The sequence below is a fragment of the Rhizobium skierniewicense Ch11 genome, assembly GCF_023757665.1.
Taxonomy (GTDB): domain Bacteria; phylum Pseudomonadota; class Alphaproteobacteria; order Rhizobiales; family Rhizobiaceae; genus Agrobacterium; species Agrobacterium skierniewicense.
In genome coordinates, this window is sequence record NZ_RXPG01000002.1 from 61599 (window position 1) to 88043 (window position 26445).

The window sequence follows — 26445 nt, forward strand, 5'->3', positions numbered from 1 at the left end:
ATGAACGGTGAAGTGAGGTCCATGGCCTCGATGGCAAGGAACGAAACCTGTCAACCAGCTCACAAAATCCGGCGTTCGTCACGGAAGTCAGTGTGGTTGCTCGTGCTGTTTTGCGCAATGATCGGGACGGCACAAACGGGCGATCAGCTCCGAGCGTCGTTCACGCTGTGCGATACGGGAAGACGGACGACCTGCGTTGTGGACGGGGACACCTTCTGGCTGGAGGGCGTCAAGATCCGCATTGCCGATATCGACGCGCCGGAAATCTCGCAGCCGGCCTGTGAAGAGGAACGCCTGGCCGGCGAAGCAGCAAAGTTGCGATTGCTCCAGCTGCTCAATGCGGCGGCCGAATTTTCGCTGGTGGCTGGTGTACGGGACGAAGATCCTTATGGCCGAAAGCTGCGTATCGTTTCACGCGCAGGCAAGTCGCTCGGCGAGCAGCTGGTGCGGGAGAAGCTTGGCCGACGCTGGGGCAGCCCCCGGATCGATTGGTGTGGCGGCGATATGCACTGAAAGGTCGCCTGCCTGCATCCGCCGTAGTGTTTCCGCGAGAGGATCGTCACCGGAATCGGCCGAAACCGCGTTGCGGGTTCGGTGAGCGGAGCGAGTAGAACCGTGCGGCGAAGCCGTCTCACCCAACCGGAGCCGATTACCGATATTCATCACGAAAATGAATCGAAAGTGGCCATTCGATTCAGAAGTGTCGTTGGACCGTAGCGTGAAGATCGACGATCATGCGGGGATGGGTATTCATCACTACCAGCTTTATTGCCAGAGGATCGACGCCAACAGGAACATGGCCCGATATTACGCGCTTGCGATCCGGCCAACCCTGTTCGGAGAAACCGCGTTGGTACGGACATGGGGACGGATCGGCAAGGCGGGCGGGGAGATGACCGAGGTGTTCGGCAATGAGAATGATGCGATATCGCGCTTCCTCGAACTGGTATTGCAGAAGCGCAAAAGGGGCTATCAACCGGCAAGAAACTGTGGAAACCCCGGCAGGAGCGCCACTCTATGGACAACGCCGCATGACAACGTAACGATCGCCTGAAAGGGTTTTCCCGTCTTTAACGAGGAAACCGTCATGACCACAACCAATGAAATCGCCGAAAAGATCGCATCCGAACAGAACCTGACCAAAGCCCAGGCGAAATCGATCGTCGAAACCGTCTTCGCGTCGATCACGACGGCAGCCACGTCCGGAGCGGAAACATCTATCCCGGGATTCGGCAAGTTCAAGATCAAGGATACCCCGGAGCGTGAGGCTCGCAATCCGGCAACCGGCGCCACCATCAAGGTTGCCGCTGCGAAGAAGCTTACGTTCCAGCCTGCCAAAGCACTGAAAGATGTGCTGAACAAGTGAGCCGAACCGCGGCAAGCGGGGTCATCAGGGGGAGCCGCCAAAGGCAGACGGCGTAGCGTCATCGGCGCTGCTTGCCTTGACGCTTAAAGCTGATCTCGATCTCGATGGCAATCGGACGGTGGTGGCAGCATTGCGGGTGTATGCCGCCCTCAGAAGGACGGCACGGCGTCAACGGAACCGTCCTGCTCGGCCATGATAACGGCCAGTTCGGCCAGAGCCAGTTCCAGCTCCGCGGCAATCTGGCGACGCTCGTCCGGGTGGCAATGGTTCATCTCGGCGCGCAGTTCTTCGATATGTTGTTCCAGTAGCATCGTCATCTCCTTGACGTTTGAGAAAGATGACGCCGCGGGGCGTGAGGAAATGACGGGGTCAGGGATCGCGTCGGCGACCGCCAGAGGCGGCGAGTGGGGTGCCGGTTTTGTTGAAGCGCAGGGAACCGGAGCGGAAGCAAAATCGGGGGGCCACGCGAAGTCCTTGAGGCCGGCATTTGCTCGCGGCACGATTGGTCACTCTGAGCAGACCCCGCCTCTCCGTATCGCGACCGGAAGAAGAAGCGGGCTAGATGCCCGGTTCCTTCTTGGTTTGAACAAGGGAAAAGCCCCGCCGTTTCCGGCAGGGCTTCCGTCTTTGATCAGGCGTCGCGCTTCGGGCGGTTCCAGACCAACGTATAGTCGCCTTCCCTCTCGGTCGGCCAAAGTGCCGCATTGATCGGGGCCGGAAAGCTCGGATCGTCGAGCTTGACCGAGATGTAGGGCTCTCCGTCGCCGGAAACCTGGCTCCAGGCGGCGCCGACTTCGGCCGCTCCGGACATGATCCGGAAGTCGGGAGCGTCGCGGGATGTGCGTTCGATCGGGTTCAGGCGGGCCTTCATGGAGACCGTCAGAGTGCGTACGTGGCCGAGGATGGTGTTGCCGTTGGTGGTGAATTCGCCGATGATTGCCATTGTCGTGATCCTTTCGGTTTGATCGGGCCGCGACCATCGCGTCCTCGATGACTGTCGATTTGATCGGGGACGATCGGACCGCATCCCCAGGGACCGGAATGCAATGGAGGGCGGCGGGAGACGGCTTTCTTGGACCGCGAGGAATGCGAACGCAGGTCGCAGGGGAAGAAAGGTGGCGATGCCGTTGCGGGCGAACGATCGAGGCGCAGCCGCTCTTCGATCAGACATGTCAAATCGAGGCCGCGTTGGCCGCGCCCACTTCCTATGCCCGAATGGATGGCAGCAATGGCCACATCGATCGTTTGGGAATTTGCCGGGCCAATGCGACGAGTCCGCAGAGCGTCGCCGAACTTTCCGTCTCGATGGCGGCTCCGGTTTCAGATCGGTTACATGTCGTCCATGCATGCTCTTGTTCGCCAAAAATTATCCGTTGTTGGCAAGACGCAGGGGCCAGTCACAACAACATCGTTTCGTGCCCGCACGAGGTAAGATCGTGTCCGCTGACACCGGACCGGACAAGCCGCGCTGTCCGTTCCAGAATTTGCGATCAGCATATTCTGTCCTGCACTCAATCGCAGCTGATTGATGCCGCCCCCTCGGTCGACGGTGGGTGTGTCCACGGATCCATGTCGCGGCCATGAACGAAAGTGAGGATACCTCTCAAGGAGAGCGAGCGCTCCGGACCGAGACACCGATTTCCTTCAGTGCAGGAACTAGGCCCGGGTGTCGAAGAAGCTCGATTGCCGGCGTCGCCGCGAGCTTGCGCGTCACCGCACGGTCGTAGACCGCCAGACAATGGGCGCCTGTCAACCGCGATGCGTACAACAATCCGTCGGCATCGAAGGACCCGTAGACGGCCTCGCTCAGCGCCTGCCCATCGTTGTGTGTTTTCGCACGGGCAGCATCGGTACTAACTCCTAGCTTGAGCAGACCGGTGGTTCTCAGATCGAGGACGGTCAAGGGATCGACAGCGGAAACCTCGGCAATCGCCCAGTCTTCGAACTCTGTTTCATCAAGCACCCGGTCGGCGCTGCCCTCGAAGCGGTCACGCACGATCGTTTCGGCAATCGCCGTCGGCAGATCCTGCGCGATGTAGGCCAGGCGAAATCGCCTGTGTGGGCTGGAAAAGCGGCTATTGCCAAAGCCCATGCCGAGTGGCGTCGCCATGTGAGCACGCGGCAAAACGCGCAACCAGGCATTCGGCCGAAACGCCAGTGCGAGATCGGCAACTGTTTTGGGATCGAGCTTCACAGTGTCAGCCGAAATCACGCTCGGCCGCAGCAAGGACCTCGTCCAGACGACCATTTTTCATGAGATCCAACGGTGAGCCGCCGATATCGGGCTTTGTCCGGATCAACCACTGCCAGGCGACACGAGGGTTGGCGATGATCCGCGTCACCTGAGCCATGCCCTCTACCGGGCGTCCATCGACGAACTGCGCCAATGGAAAGACATGCTTGCGTTCGCCCCTCAGCAGGCCAATCACCGCGCCACGCCTCTGCCAGTCGTGCAGCGTCGACCGTTTCGTGCCAAATGTCTTTTCGATCTCGGCCGGTCCCGCGACAGGACCGGCCCAGTCCTCGAGACGCGTCGGCTCTGCAAAAGCTGCAAGTCTGCGCCTTCCTTCATCGAGATCGACGGGCGCGGGAAGACCGGCGCCCTGACTGACCTCGACGGACTTGCCAACCGCAAGCGGCGCGAGGCGGACGTCCGCCTCCGCGATGAGGCCAGCGACCGCGACCGCGACGGCTTGCGCCAGCTCGCGCTCGTCGGCAACGAGCCGGCGTTGCTGGTCGGCGGCAAGACGTGCGGTTGCTGCGGTGACTGCGGCGACGACACGCCCCGTCGCGGCAAGCGCCGTCTTGGAAAGACGTGGATTATGACGGGCGAGGACCTCGACGACGTCGGCAATGGCCGCCGGGTTCAACCCAGACAAGGAGGTTGCTGACGATTTTCTGACGGATGTGACCATGTTCCTGCTCCTATCATCTACCACGATAGATAGTACAGATTGTCCGGAATGTCTAGATTGTAGGTCACATTCCCATGGGGCGGATAGGTCCACAGAAAGCTATTGTTTTGCTCGAACCAAAGGACGCCCAAAAAGAGACGAGCGCGATTACGCTACCTCCCTCGTCGCGCAGGCATCCGCCCTTGGCTGAAGACCGTGGAGATAATTGACCGCCCGCTGCGCATGGGCTGCCGCCTGGAAAATTGCCCGTTTGTCGTTGGCCAGCACCGAGAGCCATGACTGCAGATAGGACGCGTGATCCGGCCGCGGCTCAAGTTCCGGCGCGATACCGAGGTCAGCGCAGAGGAAGCAACTGCCAAGTTCGGCAATGAGTTCTTCCCGCGCTCGCTCCGTCCGGTCCTTGGCATAGCGCGACAGGTCGCGTCCCACGCGATGTTCTGCCGCCGTCCAGTGGGTCGCCTCATGGCTGAGGACTGCCGCATACCCGGCGGCATCGCGGAAGGCTTCGAACGGTGGCATCTGGATATAGTCCATGGCCGGAGAATAGTATGCCTGTTTGCCGCCGTGCCGAATGACTGCGCCGGTATTGCGGAAGAACTCGTCGGCGTGACCGATGCGCTCGATCGGGCTCAGGAGCGGTTCGGGTACGCCATGATAGTGGTCAGGCAGGCCGTCGATCTGCGCCACGTTGAACACCGTGTACGATTTAAGGAACGGAATATCGCGCTCCACCTCGCCGCCATTGCTGTCGGTCTCCGACTTGGTGAAGCGGCTTGCATAGATGACCGTCGTTCCGGTCTCGCCCTTGCGAACAGCTCCATCCAGCTGCAAGGCCTGTTTGAACGTCATCCATGTCGGCGAGACATAGCCCCTCGCTGTGCTCTCCGACCACAACAGCAGCACGTTGAGACCGCTATAGGCTTCGCCGTTGTGGCGTAGCGGCCGGGTGATCCGTCCGGTCGTGTTTGCGGCCGACCAGGGTTTCATCCACGGACGGACGCCTTTTTCCAGATCCGCAACGATCCTGTCGGTGATCCCCGCATAGAGATCGGCGCGCTCGCCCTGCCCTTTTCTTTTCATATCCTTGAACCTCCGTTTTCGGAGGTCGCGACCATCGCGACCCCGTCGCGGTGGTCCAAAAGCCGGGCAGATCAGGGATGAGCGCACGCGGAACGCGCCGTAACAACGTGAAGGAGGGCGAAGCCCTTGCGCGAAACCCTAGCCCCGGCAGGACCGGAGGCGGGACGGGTCGCGATGAGACCGATTATTGCGCCTCTTCCTCGGCGCGAGCGAGCGACTTCACCAGCAGGACAACTTTCTGCCGCACGGCAGCCGAAGGGATCTGCATAAAGGCGCGGTTGAGATTGAAGCCTTCCCTCGAAGACAGGAACAGCGCAACCTCGTCGGTCTCGCGTGTGATATGGGGATTATCGTCGTCTTGCCGCCCACCCTGGTTTCCGTCGAAGAAATAGGACATCGGAACATCCAGCGCCGTCGCGATCTGGCTGAGGCGGCTGGCGCCCACGCGGTTGGCGCCCTTCTCGTATTTCTGGACCTGCTGGAAGGTCACGCCAAGCTTGCCCGCCAATGACTGCTGGGACATCCTTAAAAGCTTCCGCTTCAGCTTAATACGGGCGCCGACTTCGACGTCGATCGCGTGCGGGGCTTTCCTTGTATCACTCAATTATCCGGCTCCTTCCGCATGTGATGGCTGCAGAATGAAGCAACAATTGTATCCGTTGCAAGGCCGCATTCTCATACGCGCATGATCGAAGGGAGGATTTCCCCGGCTTTGAAACTACTTGTCCGGGCTTGGCCCGGTTGCAACCTCTTCGGTCCGCCCAGCCTCTGCCGACGTCTGTCTCTCTCGCCGGATTTCCTCGACGCGCAACTGCGCTGACAGGCGATCCGCCTCATCGACCGGAGTGACAGGTGTACCGGTTGCATCATGACGCATGGCGTCCGGCTGCGCGCTCGCCAGCAGATAGTTCTTCGAGCGCGCATAGGCGGCAATCGCCCTGCGCAGGCGCACTGCCGGCACATCGGGTTGCAACGAGGAGCGGAACGTATCGAATATGCCGATCACAAACGGTAGGATCGGATCACCGTCTTTTACGGGAAGAACCGGCGCCGGGGTCGAAAGAAGCGCGTTGATGGCCGCGGCCTTTCGCAAATCGGAGGCGTTGGCCAACACGGGTCCCTGTGACTTCGGCCAAGGTTTGGTCCTGGGGGCTGAAACGGTTTCCATGGATATCCTTTCGAAATCGATCTCCTCGCATATAAGCATGCAGTTCTGACGAAAACAGGACAACCGTCTATGTGAAGGTCTGGCGGGGCTGGAGCCCCGCCGCGATGGGTGTTACTCGAAGGCGGATAGCTGCGCTGCGGCTGCCTTGCGGTCGAGCGTCTGGCCGGGGTTCTCGACCGGGCGGTCGAACGGCTTCCAGGTTTCGCCGACCACTTGCTCATAGGCAGCAACAGCGCCGACGGCTGCCATTCTGAGCGCATGCGCCTGGATACCCATGTCAGCTGCGAATTCGCGCTTGCGCTGGGCGGCGCTGTCGTAACCGACCGGACCGTCGAGATCCTCGTCGCGGGCATCCGCAGCACTCTTGGCGGTGGCGTCCCGCGCCTCAGTGACGGCGCGGGAGTAGAACTGGCCGGCGCCATGGGCCGATCCGACATAGGCGCCGACGATGCGCTGCAGATGGATCTGCATCGCCCGTTCGCCAAGGCCATCGGAAAGAGCAGTTGCGGTCTCGACGATCAGGCGCTCGTGCATGTCGCGGATGCCGTCGCTATCGAGAACGGCGGTGCCAAAACTTTCGGCGATCCGGAGCGCCTGGGTTTCGTCGGGGCATGCAAGGCGGACCATTTCGAGGGTGGCGCCTTTGCGCAGCGGCACGACGCGCGCGGAGGGGCGAGCTGATTGGCGGGACTGGGTGGTGGACTTTGCCATGATTGGTTTCCTTCTTGCTTCACCGAAGCGTCGGCCCCCTGGCCGTTCCGTCCTTCGGTGCGGCGACAAGGAACCGGCGCAAACCGGGCGGTTCAGGGTCCGGGCAGGCCAGATCGAGCGAAGAAGGCATGCGGTCAAGCGGGGCTGCCCAAGCCCTTGCGAAGCCCGCGTGCCTGCTTTGTCGAGAGCGGCATGACCGGCCGCCCCGCGGCGCGACAGCGGCCTTGAACCGAACGGGCGCCGGTTCAGACCGCCACGAAACCGAAGGACGGAACGGCCAGAGGCAAACCTCGGATACCGAAGTGGAGAGGAAACCATGCAAGACCTGCGCCAGGCCAGGCCAGGCCAATCCACCCTTCCTACCTCCCTGCCTTGCTTGCCAGCCATCACAGGCGCCGGACGTCACCGCTGGCTTGCGGCGCAGTTTGACCAGCGTTGCCGGGGAGAGCTGTACGGGCACGCAAGGATGCAATTGCCGCTTCCTGCCGCGCGAGCTTCCTCGAGAGCGCATCGATTTCCGGCTGCCGCTCGGCGGTGATGGCGGCGAGATTGGTGCGATAGCGGTTGAGGAACGCGTCCGGCTCATGCGGTCTGCCACGTCGATTCCTGGGTTTGCGCGCGCCAAGCGATGGTATCAGGGCGGTCATCTTGCGGATGATCTGACGCTCGATCATGCCGATCTGGTGCCGCGTCTGCCGGCAGGCGTCCTCCATGCGCCGCAATTCCACGTGGTGGTCGATGGAGGAGATCATGCCGCATCCCTCCCGTTCCATGATGCGAAGCTCGATGGGCCGTCAAATGCCGCATACCGGGTCTCGTCTATGACGAAGCCGAAACCGCCGGCCTGATAGTCTACGGACGGCACCAGAAAGCGGCGTTCCTCCACACCGTGATCGCGCCTGCCACCACGCGTGGCGATGACCTCCGTCATGCCGGGATGATGGTCCGAGCGAAGCGCGGAGATCACGACCCAGTCGTTGGCATGTCGCAGCTCGAAGGCCCGCCGATCTTTTTCCATGGATTCACCGGGAACGAGAACCCGGCCGAAGACTGCCTCACATGCGTCCGGCCAGCAATCGCGGATCATTTTGTCTGCGCATTTTCGCTCGAACACGGTGAAGAGATCCGGAAACGTCAGCGCGACGATGGCCCACTCGGCATCCTCTTCATAAAATCCGCTGTCGCGACCCAACATCGGATGGACCCGGGCGTTGCGCTCAGCCGAGAGTTTGAAGCCGCCATGTCCCACCGTGGTGTGGAAAACCACACCCTCGGCATAGATCGTCGCGCCTTGCGACGGACCCCAGGGCGTGTTGCAGTGTATCCGCGCGGGTCTGCGTGCAAGGAGAAGCAGCTCGCGGCTATGCTGCTCAGGTGCAGAAAAACATCCGGACCACCATCGTCCGGCGTAATGAAGCCAAACCGCTTGGTGGCATCGAACCACTTGACCTTGCCTGTCGGCATATTCTTCTCCCTGCTAGCTGGGCTTTATCTGCGATTGTTTGGCGGACCACATTTCATAATCGCGGAGCAGATCTTCGGCGATCGACTATTGCGGATATTCACGCCGCAAGATCTCGTTCTGCTGCTCCACGTCCGGCGATTGTTGAATGGCTTTGCCGAAAACGGTCAAGTACACTGTGACGCATCAGGGCCAGGCACTCCGGCGAGGCCAGATCACGTGGCAAATGTTCGAGCAAGCCGCTGACGATGACCACCCAGTTGTTGACCACATACGGCCGGTGGACCTCTTCGACCTTGCTTGTGATGTCCTCCAGCATCGAGAGAAGCGCGACAAACCGGACGGGCCAGGTTTCGGGCAGAAATTCCAGCGCCATCATCTCGACCGTCTCACGAATGTCCTCGGGAAGGGCCTCGCAGAACCCATGTCTCGAATATTCGATCAACGATTACTCCTTGCCACGCGGTTCTTCCGCCATATTCAGACGATCTTTGATCTCCTTGCCGGCGCGGAAGAACGGCACCCATTTTTCCTCGACGAGCACCGCGTTGCCGTTGAGGGGATTGCGCCCCGAGCGTGCGGGACGATGCCTTACGACAAAGGTGCCAAAACCCCGGATTTCGACGCGCTCTCCCCGTTCGAGGGCGCCGGTGATTTCATCGAGAACGGACTCGACGGCATTCTCCGCATCGCGACGATGGAGGTATGGATTTCTCGCGGCAAGGAGATCAACAAGCTCGGATTTAATCATGACAGACTTTTTAGCGAAAACGAGGCATTTGGGAAGCCTGTAGGCCTTCTCAACGACAAACCGTGCGCGGTTCGGCTAGGCCTCGTTACCGTGGTGTTCGCCGCAGCGGACCGCGCCTCATGGAGGTGATCTCATGCGGCGAGTTCGTTCGTCTCCACATCACCGCGCGCCGATTTTCCCAGCGCCTCCTCAACCTTTCGCAACGCATGGCGCTTTTCCGCCAGTTCATCCGCGAATGCAAAGGCGCCACCCTGCCGTGACTGGTAGGAGATCAGCCGGCGTTTGTATTCCTCCAGCCGCTGGCGATAGCGCTCCCGCTCCTCCCCGAACCCGTCGAGCGCATGTTCGAGACGAGAGATAGCTCCAAGCGGCGCGACGGTCACCGGCAACTCAATTTCATAATCCGCGCCGGTGCGTTGAAGCAGGGTCTGATAGTGGTAATTGTCACCACGCCCGAACGTTTCGGCATCGTAGACGAGATCGAAGCCACCGATGGAAGCAATGTGAATCTCCCCTTCATGCCGCAACTGGACGAGGGTGAGGATTTCCTTCATCAGCGCCCTCCCCGCCTCCTTACGCTCTCTATAGGTCTCGCCCTTGACGTTGATCGCAAAAGCATCACCTGAGGTCGGCACAAGCCGCTCGATATCAACTGCGATATCGCCAAGGCGACGGCCGGCGGTTTCGATCTCGCGCTCGGCGTCGCGGACCTGCCGTTGCACGGCAAAGAGATCGTCGTCATGGGCGGCACGCAGCCGTTCCAGCCGCGCAATGTCGGCCTCCAGCCCCGCCTTTTGCATCAGGCGCTCGTCACCACTTGCAATCGCCTTGGCCATGGCGAACTGGTTGGCCCGCCCCTCGTTCAGGTCCTCCAGCCGGCGGATCGAGGTATCACCCGAAAGGGCCGCGGCAATGAACCTCGCCTTGCGTTCGTTGTTCTGCCACATGGTGGCGTCGAGTGAGCCTTGCGTGGCATAGGGGTAGATCTCGACCTCGTCGTGCTGGTTATCCTGTTACTCGGTGATTAATCGAAAGGTCTCGTACGCGCCTCGGTGATTGGCATCGCATGAATTCCGGTATCGACAGGAAGAAGCCGCCATCAAAGCAGCAGCGGCGCCTCGGGCGCAGCTTTCTTTTTCGCCCATAGCTCGCTTGTCCGCTCCATCGTCACCAACTCGGGCGGAAATGTCCGCTTCCGGAATGCGAGCGCAGCTGCGGTGGCTGGCCGAAGCGCAGCCTGATGTCGTCTGTCTGCAGGAACTCAAGGCGCCGGACGAGAAGTTTCCCCGCCGGGAAATCGAGCGTGCCGGCTACGGCGCCATCTGGCATGGTCAGAAGAGCTGGAAGGGCGTTGCGGTCCTTGTCCGGGATAGGAGCCGCGCGAGACAAGCCGCGGCCTCCCGGGCGACCCCGACGACAGTCACAGCCGTTAAATCGAGGCTGCCATCAATGGCCTGATCGTCGGCTGCCTTTATCTTCCGAACGGCAATCCAGCACCAGGGCCAAAGTTTGACTACAAACTCCGCTGGTTCGAGCGGCTACATTCCTATGCCGCGGGGCTGTTGGAGCTTGATGTGCCCGTCGCCCTTGTCGGCGCTTTTAATGTGATGCCGACCGATCTCGACGTCTACAAACCCGAGCGCTGGCGAGACGATGCCCTGTTTCGGCCGTAAGTACGGGCCGCCTATGCCGAGTTTATTGCCATAGGCTGGACGGACGCCGTCAGGCTGCTGCATCCCGAACAACGGATCTATACGTTCTGGAAGTATTTCCGGAAAGCCTTCGCGCGTGATGCCGGTCTGCGCATCGACCATTTTCTTCTCAGTCCGTCACTACGGGAGCGACTGCAGACCTGCGGTGTCGACAAACATGTGCGTGCCTGGGAGCACACCAGCGACCATGCCCCGGTCTGGATTGAACTGGATGATGATTAGTCCGTTGTCGCCAAACCCATCGATGACAGAGGAGCAGACAGACAATGGCAGAGGGACAAGAGTTTGATGATGCGGAGTTTGCAGACCAACTTTCCGCGATGACCGACGAAGAACTGTTTGCGCTGATGCAAAAGCTCGAAGACGAAAGCGAAAATACCCCCTCCAAAGACCGTGACAGCAGCGAGGTCTTTGTCAGGATCGCCATGGTTGAGATCACGATCGAAGAGCGATTTCCCGGACAGCTATTGGTGCCATATAAGGACTGGCAGCAGCGGCGGATCGATATCTGAGGAGCGAAGATCGTGACAAATGGACCCGACAATGCCGAACTACTGTTCAAGCGTCTGGATGATCTTGTCGCCGAGATTATCGACCGGTTTGCGAATGAGGGCCATCGAACGGTCACGGTGATCGAAACGCTCCAAGACGTCATTGCAAAACATCGCTTGGCTTACGACCGTGACCCGATCCGGCTGAAGACGTCGAGGAGTCAGCGAACGATTGGCCCGCCGCGGCGAGCCCCGTCTGCGGGAGCCAACGTTCAAAGCCGATATCTGCGTCGGCCCGCTGACCTGCACCTCAGCGGTCCGCGAGCAGACTTGATGGTCGCGTCGGTTCTGGTGCGATGCAGTTCCCTGCGGGCGGCCCATCTTCTGCGAACAGTTCGACAAAAAGTTGGTCTGGCTCGCTCTGGCCGCCGCACTCAACCGCTCGAGACGATCGACCACCGTCTTGATTTGCCGCATAGCAGCATACCAGCTGCAGCTTTTGCCAATCTCGTCTGATGATGTCGGCGACAATCTGATAGGGGGTAGCGGGGCCAACCTCAATTGCCGGCCCTTTGCTGCGGGCGATTGCGGCCTTGCCCTGCGACGCGCTTAACGAAAATCATGTCTTTTCGTCAACCGATGGGAGATCCTTTGACTGGACCTCGGCGCGGCTTGCCTTGCGAACGTCCTTCAGATGAATATGAACGATGCGGTCGCCGAACCGCTCGATGAGCTTCGCGTAGTCGAATCCGGCTGCCGCGGCGTGTCCGGTGTCAAGAAGAAGCCCAGTTTCCGGCCCAGCTTCTCCAATGATGTCGGATATCTCTTCGAAGGTCTCCGCGACCATCATGAGGTGGTGATGATAGGCAAGCCTAGACGCGTTCCACCTTAGAACCCTCTGGAGGTGGAACGCTCTCTTGAACGTGAACCTTCGAAAATCATAGACCTCGCGCATTCGGGCTTCGGTGAAGGAACCGGCAGTGGCACACTAAGCAATTGATTCAGCAAATTTTCCTGTTCCGAAGCTGACAAATGGTAATCTTCCGATGGAATTTCTGGCCCCGATTTTGGACCTCTCGATAAGTCCGGTTCACCGAACAACGATTGCGGGTCAATAAACCCGTTAGTAGTATTGATCGAATAATCCCGTACCAAATGCCCTTGTACATCTTCGTCGAAGATACTCTCCGACATTGAACTCGTTCGCCCTGAGCTACCTCTGAAAGAGCCGCCGGGCGCCTCCCCCGCAAGTCGCTCTTGATCATCATGTATTGCTACAGAAACTGGGGCTGGCGCATTATGAAGGAAACTTAAAAGTTCTTGCTGTCCTGGAGCTGGCTGATGATTGTCCGAGGATGAAGACATCACCGGTCCTTCGCAAGCCGTTTCTCCAACCGCCGTGTGCAGATTTCCACTCGGGTGTGCCGGCTCTCCCCGCGAGCCAAACACCTTAGTTATTTCCGGCGACCCGGGATGCGGTAACACCAACGGCTCTGGCTGGGAGAAATGTCGCAGCCGCTGATCATTCTCCTTGTGCCCGTCAGATTCATTATCGCGCCGGAGGGTGAGATGAGCTAACCCTTCGTATGGGCGAGGTCCGTTCGCTTGAAGGTCTGGATTTGACAACAGCATGTTTGCTGGCTTGTATCGTGATTGAGAATCTAACCATCCTTCCAAGTTCCGTTGGGGAGACGATGATGTTTGTCCAGCAACATCAACATGTTGATCTGTCACACGCGTGACGTCAGCTTCGACGTGATCAGGGTTGGCTTTGGCTAGGTGCGACTGCTGTGCGAAATGAATGTCATCAGTCTCCGGGAGGGGCGAACCGGGAATCGCTGCCCGCTCCTGCCAGATCTGGCGATGCGCACCGGATTCAAAACTACGCAGTCTCTCAGCCTCGGATTCTCGCTCGCTGAGCGCCGCAAATTTCCGGTAGACCGTCACCCCGAGTATCTTTTTTGAAACCTTCTTGAGGCCCGCGCTGAGATATTCGGTTTCGCTCCTGTAGATCTTGCCGAAGGTATGCTTGGCACTCTTCAATTGTCCGGTAGCTTCATCGTAGACAGCAGACCGCTTGTTATAGAGCCGTCGATGGCTCAAAATATCGCGGCCCATTTCATTGCCCTCCTTGTCCAGAAGGGACCTAAAAGATTTGTTGAAAGCGCCACCAAGTTTTTGAATCTTCGTCTGGGAGGTTTGACGATTGGGTGCCTTCACTGAAATCTTGGAAAAGCCGACATGGTTGCTGCCGATACGCTCGAGGTTTCCGTGATCGTCCCGTTCGAATGTCTCCCGTCTGAAACCGTTTCGACGGGTTAGATCGCGATAGAGCCGGTCGTCAGGGCCGCTCCGATACGGCGCGCCCATTTTCTCGGATACAGGTTGAAAGAGCCTGCCACGGTTGGCGTACCTTGTGCGGATCAGGTCGCCATTTTCGTCGCGCTCCCATTTTTCCTCAAAACGTCCGTCTTTGTATTTCACGTGCTTCATGCGGAGTGTGCCGTCCGCAGCATACAAATGGCTGCTGACACTTAACCAGGACTTCCTTTCATATAAACCCAAATAGACTTCCTGCGTCACCGGGTTACGCTTCAGAACCGTTTTGGTTTTGCGAAGTCTACCGTGCTCACGCGTTAATTCTTTATGGTTGTCTACTCGAAGCCGGTTATTTCCAAGAATTTTATAGCCTATTTCGCCTCGAAACCCTACGTCGAGTTTGTCGACTATCGCCATATCAGCAGCATACTTTCGCTTCCTATCGGGACTCTCCAGTCTGGCTTGCCGCTTGAGCGCCTCTTCTTCGGTAATCAATGCTTTTCGCATTTGCTCGACAACGCGCTGAGCAGAACGGCGCATATCTGCCGTAAGCGACTTCGCAAAACTTTTCTTTGTAGTGTTCACCATGATTGAGCCCTTTCATTGGCAAACCCGGGTCAAACGAGCTTCCTCGTTGACGCGGCAGCAGGAACGTCAAAAGCTGTTGACGCTTTGGCTACGCGGTCGACTTTCGTATATCCTGCGGCTGTCACTGATTGGACGCGACGCCGGCTCTGGCCGAACGAAATCACGTGAATATTTGTCAGTTGCTTCACCAAGCACCCCCGCTGCATCGGGTGGCAGCCTTAACTGCAAGCGCTCATATTCCGCGACGCTGGTGTACGTGCCAGTTCTCTGACCATTCTCATTGCGATCGGCGACGATGACATCTTTGGTGGACAAATTTTGCAGTTTTTCAGGAGACAAGTCATGAATGTCACGTAACTCTGGGCCATTTAAGACAATAACCGCTGCCTGCGCGTCAAACTTTTCGAATTTGATACTAGCCGCATGGCTTTGCCGACCCATCGATGCGGGTAAACCAACCCGGTTCATCAACTCGGTGAAATGTGCAGGGTCAGAATATTCCAATCTGGGCGGCGACAGATAGCGGTTGCCGTCGCGAGCAAGCAACTGAACGCGATCCCACAGTTCTCCCTTTTTCAAAGCTTGCGCCCAAGGCGAATTGGGTGCGCTTTGCATTAGGAAGTCAACGCTCACATGACGGTCGCGGGTCAAACCGCCCTGCCCGTCTGGCTGCTGTCCCATATTTACTGTCGCAGTTGGAAACTGCCGATTGTGAGCTCTATTTTCCCCAACGAATTCCGCGAAGCGAATATCCGCACTGCCCCGTTCCCAGGATTCCAGATATTTCGAGTCATGCATAATGCCTGACTTTGACTTCAATTTGATCTCAGTCTCGTCGCCATACCTGCGCTTGACGGTGTGTTCAAACTCGCTGAACTGTTTGTTGGCGTAATTGTCGCCGGCAAACCTGTACACGAAGTGGATGTCATTTTGGGGAGTTTTGATCATAATATCGGGCAGCAGCGAACCAGCCTGGAGTTCGTGTTGATATCGCTTTTGAATTTCCCGGCGCCCGTATTTTTCTGTTTGTACGTATCGGTCTTCAGGTCTTAGTTTATAATTCCGGTCGAGCTTTATGTTCTTATCTGTTTGATAAAAGATCTCTGTGCCCGTGATCCCCATATCAGCGTGCGCATGATTCCATACGTCCAACTTGTACTGAAACCGCAGTTTGTTACGTTCCTTCGCCTCCATCATCCCCCATTTTTCCTCCAGTTGCTCTGGAACGCTAATCTTGTCGAATGCGAGAGGTGGCGGGTAGTAATTACCGGCTCCGTCCCTGTAGAGACGGCAGCACGCGTTAAATTCCGCCTTGGTGGGCATTTGGTCGAGGTTGCCTTTGGCAATACCAGTAAAAGCATCTTGTCCCGTTTGATGCACGAGAATGTATTCGTCCGGGCGCCGATCGTTGCCTGGCAAAGACATGTTCGAGAACAAGACGGACAGCTCTTTTTGAATCTCAGCTTGATTTCCGTGCTCGCTGCCAGAATAAAGGCTGGAGGAGGAGTCGACCGATCCATAATCCAGACGTGGGCTTACAACTTCCGTTCGGGTAGGGCTCCCTGATTGTACGTCTTCGCCATTCGTCATCTGAATATCGGAGATGGTGTTGGAACTGATATTCGCCTTCTTCCAACGCCTGGGGTCAGTGTCATCATCATTTTCGATGTTGTGACCGCGACCCACATAGACATTCTCATTGCTAGACGGATCCATCGTCTCACTCCTTCTGACCAGCAAGATTGTCTTCTGGGAGCGGGCACCGATGGACAAAGTCCTCCAGCTCGATCATAGCGAGATCCAGGTTGGTAAAACCACTCGGCGGATGACTGCCGCTCATTTCCTCTATGAGAGACTCCGGTCTCTCTATCGGCGAGGTTGTCCTATTTTTGTTCACATGCGGCTTGATGATGGCCATATGTTCTCTCCTGCAAAATTGCGGTTTTCTAGAAAATCCTCCGCAACCCGAGTTAAAGCTGCTTTGCTACTTTGAGCAAAGCCGGGGGCGGAACTGTTTTGATCGGCGCCACCACTAGACGATCCACTTATAAGGTCCGTCGTCCGTAACCTCTTATCGGAATTTTTAAGTCTCCGACCGGGAAGTCTGGCAAGTGCTCATATCTCCAAAGTACCATCCATACCCGGGTCTTGAAACGGATATCGCGTTTCAACTGCAATGAGCAGGCAATAAATGATGCCACAATCGAGCTGAAAGGGAGGAACTGGAAAGACAGGACGCACGCGGCCTGACCGAGGCCATCGTATCCCTGTGAGCATTTTTGGCGACGAGCAGCCGGTCGACCAGCGGCAGAATATCAACCAGCGATCGATGCGAATACTGCAAATGATCACTATATTGGCGACTTATCAGCGTTTAAACGCTTTGTCTTGAGCTCGATCACGCGGATCATAAACTCGTCGATCATCGAGCTCGTCAATGGCTTTTTCAGTCTCTGCTTTGGATCGAGCTTTCGAAGGCGACGTGCTTATCAAGCGCGCAGTTCGGTCTAACGCAGAAATAACTTCTTTTTTTTTCCGTCTTACGCCGACTGATTTGGCCTCAAGATCTTTTTTTACGTCATATAAGGCCAAAAACTCGCGATACACTTGCTGCTCACGCTCGAGAGTCGGCCATTTTCCAGTCAATGCTGTTTCGCGGGCAAGAACAGCTTCGGTTTGACCACGGGGACCAAGATGCAGCAATTGAGGGGCTTCGTTTTTATCCGGCGGAACAAGGACAGGATCGCGGCTCACTGTATAGTTGTAGCTCGTTGTTGCCACTTGAATTGGCAAGGCAACACCATCGGGCGATTCACTTTGCAGGCCATCGCTAGCGAGTTGGTGCGCGTAACCCAATTGGTTCAATTGATACCCATTTGAGGCCGTCGCGCCTTCCGAGCGCGCAACGGGGTCCGACAGAGTTGCCCTTTGATCCGAGCGATAGCTTGTGTCATCCGGCCATCCGCGCCCGACAAGTTTGGTCCGTCCTCTCCCGGTGCCAATATGTTGGCGATGAAGCCCCTTATCCTCAAGGTAGGCGGGCATGGGCCTTTCGAGACGCCGGCCCTCTTTCGTCGCTCTCGCAGTATCGTGGACAGCCTTGAACCCGAAAATATGCTCCGACTCATACGCACCGGTTTCGGTCGCGAGCCGCGCTCGTTCATTTTTCCGGCTCCCATAGGTGCCAATATTGTCGCTTCTTAAGCGAACAGTCTTTTCTGGCGAAGGGCGCGGAGCCTCCGATCCAAATTCGTTAAGCAACGGTCGCCTTGTGCTGGAATTCACGTCATGGATAGAAGCTGTAACGGTTCTGTCGCTTTTGGAGCCTAGCCGCTTAACTCCACCCGTGCGATCGACGGGATCGCTGGCGGTGATATTTTCCGTATTGTTTGCATCTGACCCAGAAGCAGTAAACCATTGCACAGGCCTCGTTTCAGATTCTGAACATGCTGCGAATTGCCTTTGAGACGATTCTGGCACCTGCTCCCTTACTAGGTCGGAACGACGATAGATTGATTGATCGTCTAAAGGGACGTCTGATCTATCCGTCAAGCTTGTGTACGACGGGCGACCAAGCGCGTCGCTATCATCAAGCGGATCGCGCTCATCGGCAATCCAGGCTGAGGGATCGATTTCTGCCAGACGAGCGTTCACTACAAGATTTTGCCATCGCGGTTGGGCTGGCTGCCGCCATTTTTCGTAAGCCTTTCGTTCCCTGTCTCCGAGCGACTTTCCTTCATATAAGAAAACCGGTGAGGACGACTGACCAATCGCTTGGGTCGTAACAGCGTCACTTTCAGTCCTGGCCTGGTGTGCATCTAAGATGAGATCTTCCCAAGTCGGGCGTTCCCTCTTACTCCAGCGTTCATAAGCAGTTCGCTCAGGTGCTCCGAGCCTTGTGCCATCATACACAAAAGAATCGGAGGAATCTGTCCGTTGACCAATGGGGCGTTGCGAACCGCGTTCCGACGCGGGCAGAGCCTCCCCGCGCTCTTCAAAGCAACCTTTTTGACCTTCAATCCAACCAGCATGGCAAAGTTCTGCCATACGCGCGTTAACAACGAGATCTTCCCAGGTAGGCTGAGCGTCTCCTTGCCATTGTCTGAGAGCCTGCCGTTCCGGCTCGCCCAAGGGAACACCGTTGTATTCAAATGATGATGAAGATGTTTGTGAATCAAAAAGCCAAGCAGAGTCATTGATCGAGGAAACGCGTGCCCTCAATACCAAATCTTTCCACGTGGGTGGCTCCGCCTCGGCCCAGTCACCATATGCAGAACGCTCGGCTTCCCCGAGCTTCATCCCGTCATATGAAAACGATCCGGATGAATTCTCATCATCAATTAAGTTGCTCCGCTTTCGCTTCAATGAAATTGAACTTGTATTCTTCGATCCTGCGAGGGATGTATACTCGCCGGTAATCCCGTGTGGACGGCCAAGTTCCGTCAAGCGTGCGCTGACAACAAGGTCTTCCCATGTCGGCTGAGCGTCCTCTTGCCAATTTTCGTAGGCCTGTCGTTCCCCGATGCCCAGAGGCATCCCTTCGTATCTGAAGGTTGAGGGGGTGTCCTCTTCTAAATCTCGGAGCCAGGTCACATCGTCAATCGGATCGACACGTGCCTTGATTATAAGATCTTTCCAAGTGGGCCGGCCCGGTTCGCACCAGTTCTCGTAAGCCGCACGCTCGGCAGGACCAAGTCCAACACCATCATAGGTAAACGACACGGAAGTAGACTGGCTGTAGTCGGTTTGGACCTCAAACGAGGCATCAACCTGATCCCGAGAAGGTTCGGTTAAAAAAGGGGCGGTAGTACTTCCGCCAGGAACGTCAGGAAGCGCGTCAGCCGAACCTCTTATGTGAACTTTCGACTTTCCTGTCATACCGACACCTCGTAAAGGGCCAATTGGGATCTGGCGTACACTTTGTTGAACCGCAACATGCCGCCTGAAACGAATTGCACCATTAAGATCATTTCGCAGGCTATGCCGGTGCGGACCTCGATCTTTGCTGAAGTGCAATAATCTGGTCCAACAATTGCTGTTGAGCGGTCAGAGCGAGCGTCAATTCTGGAGGCACAACCGATTCCGGCGGTATCTCGCCCGCATCGGCTTGTTCCTCGTCACCATTTATTCCCATCACGCGTTCAGGGATATCAGCACCGACTTTAACACTTCCATGGTCCTCGGCCACAGTTCTGTTTTGCGGTGCAGCATCCTCATTAAAATTTGCTATCGGAGCCAAGTGGTATTGAACTTGATCGTTGCTATAGTCGGAAAGCATCAAGGGTGCGGGCTCAGGCAGAGAGCCCATCTGGCGTTCGAAAAGGCCTTTCAGCGTACGATCGGAATAATACTGCACCTTTCGTAATTTGAGTGGAGGTCGCCCTTTGATGAGAACGATTTCACTCTGATCGTCTAGCAGGCGCACTTGTTCGGGGCGCAAAAGGGCTGCACCTTGATCAGAAATCTGGATGTTGTGGTCGAACATTCTGGCTTGACTGTAAGAGGTCGAACGCGCTTTAAACGTATATTCGCCGATAGCTTTTGAGATGTAGGTTGGAGTTTCGTCATCAGCCGTGGCCATAAATACTTGTACGCCAGTATTGCTCAGAAAGTTTTGTTTTCCTGCGTCATCGTATGTGCCCGACAAGGCCGAAAGACTTTGAATAATAAACATAAAGCGGCCTCTGTAACCGGCGATGGTTGTGATCGCGGTCTCTATGGCCTCAAGCTTGCCCAGGTGTTTGAATTCGTCGAGGAGAAATAAAACTTCATGGCACTCGTCTTCACCTGGCAGCGATCTCTGCAAGATTGACACGAGCTGCTGAAACATCAGGCGCATAAGTGGTGCCAAGACCTCCAGATCGTTGGGACTGACACAAAGATAAATGCAGGTCTTCTTCCTCCGGAGATCGTAAACGGAAAAGTCTGACCGGCTTGTCGCTGCTTTGATAAGCGGATCAGCCCACAGGTTCAGTCCACCGTCGCCCAGCACAGAGGTGTACGATGTCAGAATTTTCGTGTCGTTGCCCGCCATATTATCGAAGATACGCTGAGCCTCTTTGTTTAGGCTTTCCTCCGCGAGTTGCGCAAAAAGCTTATACTTTTCGCCAGGCTGCGCAAATAGGTCATATACCGCGCCAATCGTTGGTGTGCCACGCTCAATGCAGGTAAGGATTCCCGCGACGAACAGGTCACGTGCGCCGTCAATAAAGCCTTCTGCTCCCTTTCCCTTAGCCGTAATAAGGTTCGCAGCTAGACGGCGTGTTTCAGTGAACTGGCGTTCGGGCGGAAGTGCGGCAATATCCAGGACCGGATTGTAACAATGAGTCTTCCGCTCAGGATCTAGGGGGGAGAACTTGAAAACTGCGTCGCCGCTCGCTTTGCGTGCTCTGGACGTCAGTTCAAACAATTCTCCCTTGACGTCAAGGGCGATTACCGAGCCCTTGAAGGTCAACAGCGTTGGAATGACGATGCCGACGCCTTTGCCAGCACGCGTTGGCGCGACGACAAGACTGTGTGGCTGTTCGCCATTGGTCAAATAACTGCCGAACCAAAGGGGACCACATGTCTTTCCAAAGATCGGCCCCTTGATGCGACTGTAACGCTGCAGATAACCAGCATGCCGCATTTCGCCAATTTCTGCCCAACGAGCTGTCCCATGATGCTTCTGATTGCGCAGCGATATGATGAGCTGACTTGAAAGAACGATCAGCGAGGTAAAGATGACAACAGATAAACCACGCCAGAAGACGGTGCTGGCATAACCCAAGTAAAGCGGGGTCTCATACCAAAAAGCGAAAACGTCGAACGTCATCATCGCTTCGCCGTTGAAGCCCCGGCGGAACGTTACATAGCAGCTGGCCGCACAAAAACCGGCTGCCAGCGAACATACGATGCTCAGGGTCATACGCTGGGGCGAAGTCTTGCTGGAGTTCATGACTTCACCGAAATCTTTGCACCCATCGTCAACGCGCTCCGGGTCTGGCAGCAACTGCAAACAATATAGTACGTATGCTTTCGCAATCTTCGAGCAAACGCGGTTCCAATCTTTTCATGTAAGGTTGGCGTCGCACCATGACTGCCACGTCCTTTCTGGGGGTCGCGCGTTTCAGGGCGGTCTTCTGCGTCAGCGGGCAGTCTTCGGTCGGAATTGACCCTTGATATACGTGTACTAAGGGGTACGGATGCGAGCGTTTTGCCGAGCCCGCCTTGCTTGGGAACAGGGACTGCCCTGCCGACTTTGGCAGTCACATTTCTTGCGTTATTTCGCGTCTCAAAGTCATAAGCGGCCGGAGCCAGGTCGTTGCTGTTTATTAGCGATAATGGCGCGATCGCAGACCAATGAAGAGTAGCCGCCATGTACCGCAGACCAGTCGACGCTCTTCCCGAGGAATCACGCAATATGGCTGCATTTGGTAATCTTGGTGAGCTAGTTGGAATCAGCCTATCCCTAACATCTCTTTGAACATTGGACAGTGCAGAGCTAGAGGCGGATGCGGCTCCACGCCGTTCGCCTGTCAGTCCGACGGAGGCCGGGCGAGCAGAGCGTATCGTGAACTGACCATTTGCCATTATTCGGTCCTTCCTGTCTCTAGGTCCCCCCGCGCCCATCGTCGCGACGATTACCTCTTGCACGTTTGCGTTCTCCCAATTCTCCATCGTGACGGTCACGCGGACGCGTTGGAGAAGCTTCCGGTTGCTCGGTACGGATGGAAGCAGACACCGGATCAGCCGCCTTGTTGCTGTCATCGCGACCGTCGGGCTCACCGACATTTGCCTCGGAATCAACTTGCGCGGCCTTCAATCTTTTACGGTTTGCTCCGCTCGGACCTGCCTCCTCGTCATGACGTCGTTTTGATCGCTGCTGGCGCTCGACTGTGTGCATGGCAACGTCAGTCACCGGGCGAGAAGTATCGGAATTGCCGCTTTGTTTGGGCACGCTGGCTTCAGCGACATACGAAGTCTCAATCCCGAAATGCCCAGTTACAGGGATTTTGGACGCGGATGGTTGGGCACCCCGCTCGCTCTCCAATGGTACGCGGATCCGTGCGTCGGCTTTGATGCTGGAGCCGGCGGGCTCCTGGAAACGGGCGTGCGGTTCAAGCGGTTGTTTGTCATGTCGGGTTGCACGGTCCGGTTCGCCGGCAGATGCGTCCGATCGAAATGGATCGAACGATTGACTGAGGTCCCGACGATCTTCCTCAGGCGAGGTCTCATCAAAATCTGTATCTTCGAATTGAATCTTTTGAGCCTGCATCCGCTCAAGGCGTCGATATTCAGCATATGTGATTGGTCGCTCTGCTATTCCCCTTTCTGCTCGCGAAGTCGCATCCAGGACTATGCCGTGACGAAGTGAAATCTCTGCCATCTTTTTCCGTAAGCCGTCATAATTCAGCTGGGGATGGCGCCTGGATATTTTCAGCCACCCCTTCCCCAGAAGTTCCCGACGATTGACCACGATATGTAAATGTGGATGATCGCGATCGACGTGGTAGGCTGTCAGATAGTTATAGCGGCCACCCCCGTATCCTGACCCAAACATCTCGGCTGCCCATTCCCGGCTTGCTTCATGAGCTGCGGTTTGGTCGGTACCTGCGGGGAAGCTTACAATAATGTGTGTTGTTAAGTCTTGTTGCCTGTCATCGTCTGACTGACTTTCGTCATAAATCCCGGCCTCCGTAACCCAACTTTGGGCAAGCTCACGGATTTGATCCGGCGGAACAGGAATATCGAGATGCCGGGCTGAACGCTGCAGTTCCAGCTTTCCCTTACGGGACAGGTACTCCAGCTGATTGATTATCTGCTGAAGGGTCTTGGTTCCACCTCCTGGCACAATGCGAATGATTACTTGAGCGCGATCGGGCATCCAATTTTCTCCCGTCAGGTGCGTGGTCAAGTGCTACAAGGCACCTTTCAGTAACGAGCGACCGTCGATCCGTCGCCGGGATACGGACAAAATGGAGCGCAGTAGTCCATCGAGGGCGGCGAAAGCCTCGCCAAAAGCAATACGTTCATCTCGCACAGCCTCCAGATCCGATCGAGGGTCTTCGGCGTAGGCAGATAGAAGCATGGATACATTGCTTGAGAGTATTCCGATGGACTGAAGTATGGCTTCCATCTTTTCTCGTGTGTCTGCATCTATTTCGAGAAAGCCCCCGATGCGGCGCACCGCAACGCGAATTGCCATACTATCCGAAAGTCCCAGCAGACGCGCTTGATAGGAAAAGGTTTCATACTCGGCCGATCGCAGACGGGCACTCACGACCCTGAACCCTTCAACTTTCAGGGATCGATGCTGGTTGATGGTAGTCTCACTCGACGTGGCTCTGGTGTGTTTTGACATAGCTTCCTCCAAAGAAAGCGGAAGGTCTGGATACTCCAGCACGAAATGTGCCCGGGTAGACGGATGGAAGTCTAGCCCTGCTCAATATGAAATCAACAGTACATTTACAGTAAATACTGAATATACTTGCTACATTTGCAATTTTCTTATAACGAATGTGAAATAAAAATAGTGTAACAACGCTTTTACTCATCGATAACCACAAAAACATTTATACGAACAAAAATACAAATGCACTCCGGTTTCACAGGATAGGCGGGATCAGAATATGCAACTTTTGACGTTTTGTTCTTTCAAAGGGGGTGCTGGCAAAACCACCGCACTCATGGGCCTTTGCGCTGCTTTGGCAAATGACGGTAAACGAGTGGCCCTCTTCGATGCCGACGAAAACCGGCCTCTGACGCGATGGAGAGAAAACGCCTTACAAAGCAGTACCTGGGATCCTCGCTGTGAAGTCTATTCCGCCGACGAAATGCCCCTTCTTGAAGCAGCCTATGAAAATGCCGAGCTCGAAGGATTTGATTATGCGTTGGCCGATACGCGTGGCGGCTCGAGCGAGCTCAACAACACAATCATCGCTAGCTCAAACCTGCTTCTGATCCCAACCATGCTAACGCCGCTCGACATCGACGAGGCACTATCTACCTACCGCTACGTCATCGAGCTGCTGTTGAGTGAAAATTTGGCAATTCCTACAGCTGTTTTGCGCCAACGCGTCCCGGTCGGCCGATTGACAACATCCCAACGCAGGATGTCAGAGACGCTAGAGAGCCTTCCAGTTGTACCGTCTCCCATGCATGAAAGAGATGCATTTGCCGCGATGAAAGAACGCGGCATGTTGCATCTTACATTACTAAACACGGGAACTGATCCGACGATGCGCCTCATAGAGAGGAATCTTCGGATTGCGATGGAGGAAGTCGTGGTCATTTCGAAACTGATCAGCAAAATCTTGGAGGCTTGAAGATGGCAATTCACAAGCCCGCGTTGTCGGTCGGCGAAGCACGGCGGCTTGCTGGTGATCGACCCGAGATCCACCATCCCAACCCGACACTTGTTCCCCAGAAGCTGGACCTCCAGCACTTGCCTGAAAAAGCCGACGAGAAAGACCAGCAACGTGAGCCTCTCGTCGCCGATCACATTTACAGTCCCGATCGACAACTTAAGCTAACTGTGGATGCCCTTAGTCCACCTCCGTCCCCGAAAAAGCTCCAGGTTTTTCTTTCAGCGCGACCGCCCGCGCCTCAAGTGTCGAAAACATATGACAACCTCGTTCGGCAATACAGTCCCTCGAAGTCGCTACAAATGATTTTAAGGCGCGCGTTGGACGATTTCGAAAGCATGCTGGCAGATGGATCATTTCGCGTGGCCCCGAAAAGCTATCCGATCCCTTCAACTACAGAAAAATCCGTTCTCGTTCAGACCTCACGCATGTTCCCGGTTGCGTTGCTCGAGGTCGCTCGAAGTCATTTTGATCCGTTGGGGTTGGAGACCGCTCGAGCTTTCGGCCACAAGCTGGCTACCGCCGCGCTCGCGTCCTTCTTTGCTGGAGAGAAGCCATCGAGCAATTGGTGAAGAGGGACCTATCGGAACCCCTCACCAAATATTGAGTGTAGATTTGAGGCCGCTGGCCGCGTCCTCAGTCACCCTTTGAGCCAGATAATTAAGAGCCAAATGCAATTGGCTCAGGCTGCCATCGTCCCCCCGTGCGAAACCTGCACGTCCGCGTCAAAGAAATAACCGGCACCTCTTGCTGTTTTTATCAGTTGAGGGCTTGACGGATCCGCCTCAAGTTTGCGGCGCAGCCGCAAAATGAGAACATCTATACTCCTGTCGTAAACCTCCTCGTCGCGTACTCGACTGGCAATGAGAAGTTGCTCGCGCGATAGAACGTCGCGGGGTTTCTCTAAAAACGCGAGGAGAAGATTGAACTCACCTGCCGTAAGTTTCACCTCACCGCCAGCTTCGGACATCAAGCGACGTTGCCTGAGATTAAGTGTCCAGTCAGTAAAACAAAAAGACCGTCGGTCTTTGGAGCGGACAACGTTGGGGCGCACGCGCAAGGCAACCCGAATGCGTGCAAGAAACTCTCTCGTACTAAACGGCTTAGCGATAAAATCACTTGCTCCTAGCTCGAGTGCAACAACTTTATCCGTCTCCTCAAGGCGGTCGCCACTGATAATTATGATTGGAATATCAGACTTTGCCGCCAGATTTCGAACGATCTCAAGCCCATCTTCACGACCTAAATTTAGATCAACAACCACGACATCGACCGTCGCGGAAGAGAGTACTCTAGTGAACTGGGTGCTGTCGGCTACCGCGGTCACTTTGAAGGCGTGGATCGTAAGGTATTCGATAATAAGATGCCGCATAGCGACATCGTCATCGATAAGAAGAACGTGTTTCAACGGCTCACCTTTCAATCTAAAATCTGAACCCTTGTTCACAGCGCTTGAGAAATTTTCTCGTGAAGGATGTACAATCATCTCCAGCTAAATGGGCAGTTCGTCAGAATTGCGGCTGACCGCGGATGACG

General features: G+C 56.2%; 27 protein-coding genes and 4 pseudogenes. 8 read left to right on the forward strand and 23 right to left on the reverse strand.

Annotated elements, in window-relative coordinates; translation table 11 throughout:
* From EKM04_RS01060 to EKM04_RS01070, 3 genes are all read left to right on the forward strand, one after another.
* The gene (locus tag EKM04_RS01060; protein WP_234902686.1) at positions 1-513 is read left to right on the forward strand and encodes a thermonuclease family protein; all 513 of its coding nucleotides are present in this window, start codon (positions 1-3) and stop codon (positions 511-513) included.
* Positions 514-742: 229 nt separating this feature from the next.
* Entirely contained in the window at positions 743-1054 is a 312-nt protein-coding gene (locus tag EKM04_RS01065; protein ID WP_035258710.1) for a WGR domain-containing protein, read from the forward strand.
* Positions 1055-1087: 33 nt separating this feature from the next.
* Positions 1088-1366 carry an HU family DNA-binding protein gene (locus EKM04_RS01070; protein WP_003517400.1) on the forward strand — a complete coding sequence of 93 codons (279 nt, stop codon included), beginning with the start codon at positions 1088-1090 and terminating at the stop codon, positions 1364-1366.
* A 149-nt stretch (positions 1367-1515) separates the two neighbouring features.
* Here EKM04_RS01070 and EKM04_RS01075 read toward each other — a convergent pair whose 3' ends face one another.
* The 14 genes and pseudogenes from EKM04_RS01075 to EKM04_RS01140 all read right to left on the reverse strand — a co-directional run.
* Positions 1516-1677, reverse strand: coding sequence for a hypothetical protein (locus EKM04_RS01075; RefSeq protein WP_174018777.1), 162 nt, complete (start codon positions 1675-1677; stop codon positions 1516-1518).
* Positions 1678-1997: 320 nt separating this feature from the next.
* Complete coding sequence (locus EKM04_RS01080) at positions 1998-2309, reverse strand: DUF736 domain-containing protein (RefSeq protein WP_003517402.1); 312 nt, start codon at positions 2307-2309, stop codon at positions 1998-2000.
* A gap of 660 nt (positions 2310-2969) precedes the next feature.
* Positions 2970-3593, reverse strand: a complete 624-nt coding sequence (locus EKM04_RS01085; protein ID WP_080728845.1) for an RES family NAD+ phosphorylase — start codon at positions 3591-3593, stop codon at positions 2970-2972.
* Positions 3565-4281: an antitoxin Xre/MbcA/ParS-like domain-containing protein gene (locus EKM04_RS01090; protein WP_065657593.1), complete on the reverse strand. Its 717-nt coding sequence runs from the start codon at positions 4279-4281 to the stop codon at positions 3565-3567. Before EKM04_RS01090 ends, EKM04_RS01085 begins: the two co-directional genes overlap by 29 nt.
* Before the next feature lie 147 nt (positions 4282-4428).
* Positions 4429-5361, reverse strand: a complete 933-nt coding sequence (locus EKM04_RS01095) for an ArdC family protein (protein WP_173994908.1) — start codon at positions 5359-5361, stop codon at positions 4429-4431.
* 184 nt (positions 5362-5545) lie between these two features.
* Positions 5546-5965: a helix-turn-helix domain-containing protein gene (locus EKM04_RS01100; protein ID WP_065657591.1), complete on the reverse strand. Its 420-nt coding sequence runs from the start codon at positions 5963-5965 to the stop codon at positions 5546-5548.
* 114 nt (positions 5966-6079) lie between these two features.
* On the reverse strand, positions 6080-6475 hold the full coding sequence (locus EKM04_RS01105) for a ProQ/FINO family protein (RefSeq protein ID WP_233284305.1): 396 nt from the start codon (positions 6473-6475) through the stop codon (positions 6080-6082).
* A 165-nt stretch (positions 6476-6640) separates the two neighbouring features.
* Positions 6641-7240, reverse strand: a complete 600-nt coding sequence (locus EKM04_RS01110) for a hypothetical protein (RefSeq protein WP_173994906.1) — start codon at positions 7238-7240, stop codon at positions 6641-6643.
* Positions 7241-7626: 386 nt separating this feature from the next.
* On the reverse strand, positions 7627-7992 hold the full coding sequence (locus tag EKM04_RS01115) for a dsRNA-binding motif domain-containing protein (protein WP_065657589.1): 366 nt from the start codon (positions 7990-7992) through the stop codon (positions 7627-7629).
* Positions 7989-8609, reverse strand: a pseudogene (locus EKM04_RS01120) (DUF7007 domain-containing protein); the annotation flags it as partial. The pseudogene EKM04_RS01120 and the gene EKM04_RS01115, both read right to left, overlap by 4 nt.
* Before the next feature lie 32 nt (positions 8610-8641).
* Positions 8642-8704 (reverse strand): annotated as a pseudogene (locus EKM04_RS23125) (cold-shock protein); the annotation flags it as partial.
* Positions 8705-8802: 98 nt separating this feature from the next.
* Positions 8803-9147, reverse strand: coding sequence for a hypothetical protein (locus tag EKM04_RS01130; protein ID WP_012478106.1), 345 nt, complete (start codon positions 9145-9147; stop codon positions 8803-8805).
* A 3-nt stretch (positions 9148-9150) separates the two neighbouring features.
* Positions 9151-9453, reverse strand: coding sequence for an integration host factor subunit beta (locus EKM04_RS01135; RefSeq protein WP_065657584.1), 303 nt, complete (start codon positions 9451-9453; stop codon positions 9151-9153).
* A gap of 131 nt (positions 9454-9584) precedes the next feature.
* Positions 9585-10466: pseudogene (locus tag EKM04_RS01140) on the reverse strand (lactate dehydrogenase); the annotation flags it as partial.
* Positions 10467-10638: 172 nt separating this feature from the next.
* Here EKM04_RS01140 and xth point away from each other — a divergent pair.
* From xth to EKM04_RS01155, 3 genes and pseudogenes are all read left to right on the forward strand, one after another.
* Positions 10639-11387: pseudogene (xth, locus tag EKM04_RS01145) on the forward strand (exodeoxyribonuclease III).
* Between the two features lie 44 nt (positions 11388-11431).
* Positions 11432-11677 carry a hypothetical protein gene (locus tag EKM04_RS01150; RefSeq protein ID WP_012478103.1) on the forward strand — a complete coding sequence of 82 codons (246 nt, stop codon included), beginning with the start codon at positions 11432-11434 and terminating at the stop codon, positions 11675-11677.
* 12 nt (positions 11678-11689) lie between these two features.
* Complete coding sequence (locus EKM04_RS01155) at positions 11690-12172, forward strand: hypothetical protein (protein WP_174018307.1); 483 nt, start codon at positions 11690-11692, stop codon at positions 12170-12172.
* 103 nt (positions 12173-12275) lie between these two features.
* Here EKM04_RS01155 and EKM04_RS01160 read toward each other — a convergent pair whose 3' ends face one another.
* The 8 genes from EKM04_RS01160 to virD1 form a co-directional block, all read right to left on the reverse strand.
* Positions 12276-12611: a TIM barrel protein gene (locus EKM04_RS01160; protein ID WP_234900486.1), complete on the reverse strand. Its 336-nt coding sequence runs from the start codon at positions 12609-12611 to the stop codon at positions 12276-12278.
* Positions 12545-14563 carry a VirE3 gene (locus tag EKM04_RS01165; protein WP_012478092.1) on the reverse strand — a complete coding sequence of 673 codons (2019 nt, stop codon included), beginning with the start codon at positions 14561-14563 and terminating at the stop codon, positions 12545-12547. The genes EKM04_RS01160 and EKM04_RS01165 overlap by 67 nt, the downstream gene beginning before the upstream one ends.
* Before the next feature lie 66 nt (positions 14564-14629).
* A complete protein-coding gene (locus EKM04_RS01170; protein WP_012478091.1) occupies positions 14630-16279 on the reverse strand; it encodes a type IV secretion system single-stranded DNA binding effector VirE2 in 1650 nt (549 codons plus the stop codon).
* 4 nt (positions 16280-16283) lie between these two features.
* Positions 16284-16481 (reverse strand): type IV secretion system effector chaperone VirE1, encoded by a 198-nt coding sequence (virE1, locus tag EKM04_RS01175; protein WP_012478090.1) that lies wholly within the window; start codon positions 16479-16481, stop codon positions 16284-16286.
* 449 nt (positions 16482-16930) lie between these two features.
* Positions 16931-19441 carry a virA/G regulated protein gene (locus EKM04_RS01180; protein WP_173994904.1) on the reverse strand — a complete coding sequence of 837 codons (2511 nt, stop codon included), beginning with the start codon at positions 19439-19441 and terminating at the stop codon, positions 16931-16933.
* Between the two features lie 100 nt (positions 19442-19541).
* A complete protein-coding gene (virD4, locus tag EKM04_RS01185; protein ID WP_035258346.1) occupies positions 19542-21500 on the reverse strand; it encodes a type IV secretion system ATPase VirD4 in 1959 nt (652 codons plus the stop codon).
* A 654-nt stretch (positions 21501-22154) separates the two neighbouring features.
* Complete coding sequence (locus EKM04_RS01190; protein WP_173994902.1) at positions 22155-23429, reverse strand: T-DNA border endonuclease VirD2; 1275 nt, start codon at positions 23427-23429, stop codon at positions 22155-22157.
* 33 nt (positions 23430-23462) lie between these two features.
* Positions 23463-23906 carry a T-DNA border endonuclease subunit VirD1 gene (gene virD1 / locus EKM04_RS01195; protein WP_173994900.1) on the reverse strand — a complete coding sequence of 148 codons (444 nt, stop codon included), beginning with the start codon at positions 23904-23906 and terminating at the stop codon, positions 23463-23465.
* 268 nt (positions 23907-24174) lie between these two features.
* Between virD1 and EKM04_RS01200 the strand changes: the two genes are divergently transcribed.
* Positions 24175-24870 carry a conjugal transfer ATPase VirC1 gene (locus EKM04_RS01200; RefSeq protein ID WP_012478084.1) on the forward strand — a complete coding sequence of 232 codons (696 nt, stop codon included), beginning with the start codon at positions 24175-24177 and terminating at the stop codon, positions 24868-24870.
* Positions 24871-24872: 2 nt separating this feature from the next.
* A complete protein-coding gene (locus EKM04_RS01205) occupies positions 24873-25481 on the forward strand; it encodes a conjugal transfer protein VirC2 (RefSeq protein ID WP_173994898.1) in 609 nt (202 codons plus the stop codon).
* A 110-nt stretch (positions 25482-25591) separates the two neighbouring features.
* Here the strand turns inward: EKM04_RS01205 and virG are convergent, their stop codons facing one another.
* Positions 25592-26395, reverse strand: a complete 804-nt coding sequence (gene virG / locus EKM04_RS01210) for a two-component system response regulator VirG (protein ID WP_012478082.1) — start codon at positions 26393-26395, stop codon at positions 25592-25594.
* Positions 26396-26445 lie beyond the last annotated feature (50 nt).

What these genes read in the sequence shown, in the direction of transcription:
- EKM04_RS01065 (WP_035258710.1), top strand. Translation starts at nt 743, where the DNA reads ATGGGTATTCATCACTACCAGCTTTATTGCCAGAGGATCGACGCCAAC.
- virE1 (WP_012478090.1), bottom strand. Translation starts at nt 16,481, where the DNA reads ATGGCCATCATCAAGCCGCATGTGAACAAAAATAGGACAACCTCGCCG.
- EKM04_RS01115 (WP_065657589.1), bottom strand. Translation starts at nt 7,992, where the DNA reads ATGATCTCCTCCATCGACCACCACGTGGAATTGCGGCGCATGGAGGAC.
- EKM04_RS01080 (WP_003517402.1), bottom strand. Translation starts at nt 2,309, where the DNA reads ATGGCAATCATCGGCGAATTCACCACCAACGGCAACACCATCCTCGGC.
- EKM04_RS01095 (WP_173994908.1), bottom strand. Translation starts at nt 5,361, where the DNA reads ATGAAAAGAAAAGGGCAGGGCGAGCGCGCCGATCTCTATGCGGGGATC.
- EKM04_RS01090 (WP_065657593.1), bottom strand. Translation starts at nt 4,281, where the DNA reads ATGGTCACATCCGTCAGAAAATCGTCAGCAACCTCCTTGTCTGGGTTG.
- EKM04_RS01205 (WP_173994898.1), top strand. Translation starts at nt 24,873, where the DNA reads ATGGCAATTCACAAGCCCGCGTTGTCGGTCGGCGAAGCACGGCGGCTT.
- EKM04_RS01060 (WP_234902686.1), top strand. Translation starts at nt 1, where the DNA reads ATGAACGGTGAAGTGAGGTCCATGGCCTCGATGGCAAGGAACGAAACC.
- virG (WP_012478082.1), bottom strand. Translation starts at nt 26,395, where the DNA reads ATGATTGTACATCCTTCACGAGAAAATTTCTCAAGCGCTGTGAACAAG.
- virD1 (WP_173994900.1), bottom strand. Translation starts at nt 23,906, where the DNA reads ATGTCAAAACACACCAGAGCCACGTCGAGTGAGACTACCATCAACCAG.
- EKM04_RS01110 (WP_173994906.1), bottom strand. Translation starts at nt 7,240, where the DNA reads ATGGCAAAGTCCACCACCCAGTCCCGCCAATCAGCTCGCCCCTCCGCG.
- EKM04_RS01165 (WP_012478092.1), bottom strand. Translation starts at nt 14,563, where the DNA reads ATGGTGAACACTACAAAGAAAAGTTTTGCGAAGTCGCTTACGGCAGAT.
- EKM04_RS01160 (WP_234900486.1), bottom strand. Translation starts at nt 12,611, where the DNA reads ATGCGCGAGGTCTATGATTTTCGAAGGTTCACGTTCAAGAGAGCGTTC.
- EKM04_RS01070 (WP_003517400.1), top strand. Translation starts at nt 1,088, where the DNA reads ATGACCACAACCAATGAAATCGCCGAAAAGATCGCATCCGAACAGAAC.
- EKM04_RS01200 (WP_012478084.1), top strand. Translation starts at nt 24,175, where the DNA reads ATGCAACTTTTGACGTTTTGTTCTTTCAAAGGGGGTGCTGGCAAAACC.
- EKM04_RS01180 (WP_173994904.1), bottom strand. Translation starts at nt 19,441, where the DNA reads ATGACAGGAAAGTCGAAAGTTCACATAAGAGGTTCGGCTGACGCGCTT.
- EKM04_RS01135 (WP_065657584.1), bottom strand. Translation starts at nt 9,453, where the DNA reads ATGATTAAATCCGAGCTTGTTGATCTCCTTGCCGCGAGAAATCCATAC.
- EKM04_RS01190 (WP_173994902.1), bottom strand. Translation starts at nt 23,429, where the DNA reads ATGCCCGATCGCGCTCAAGTAATCATTCGCATTGTGCCAGGAGGTGGA.
- EKM04_RS01150 (WP_012478103.1), top strand. Translation starts at nt 11,432, where the DNA reads ATGGCAGAGGGACAAGAGTTTGATGATGCGGAGTTTGCAGACCAACTT.
- EKM04_RS01075 (WP_174018777.1), bottom strand. Translation starts at nt 1,677, where the DNA reads ATGCTACTGGAACAACATATCGAAGAACTGCGCGCCGAGATGAACCAT.
- virD4 (WP_035258346.1), bottom strand. Translation starts at nt 21,500, where the DNA reads ATGAACTCCAGCAAGACTTCGCCCCAGCGTATGACCCTGAGCATCGTA.
- EKM04_RS01170 (WP_012478091.1), bottom strand. Translation starts at nt 16,279, where the DNA reads ATGGATCCGTCTAGCAATGAGAATGTCTATGTGGGTCGCGGTCACAAC.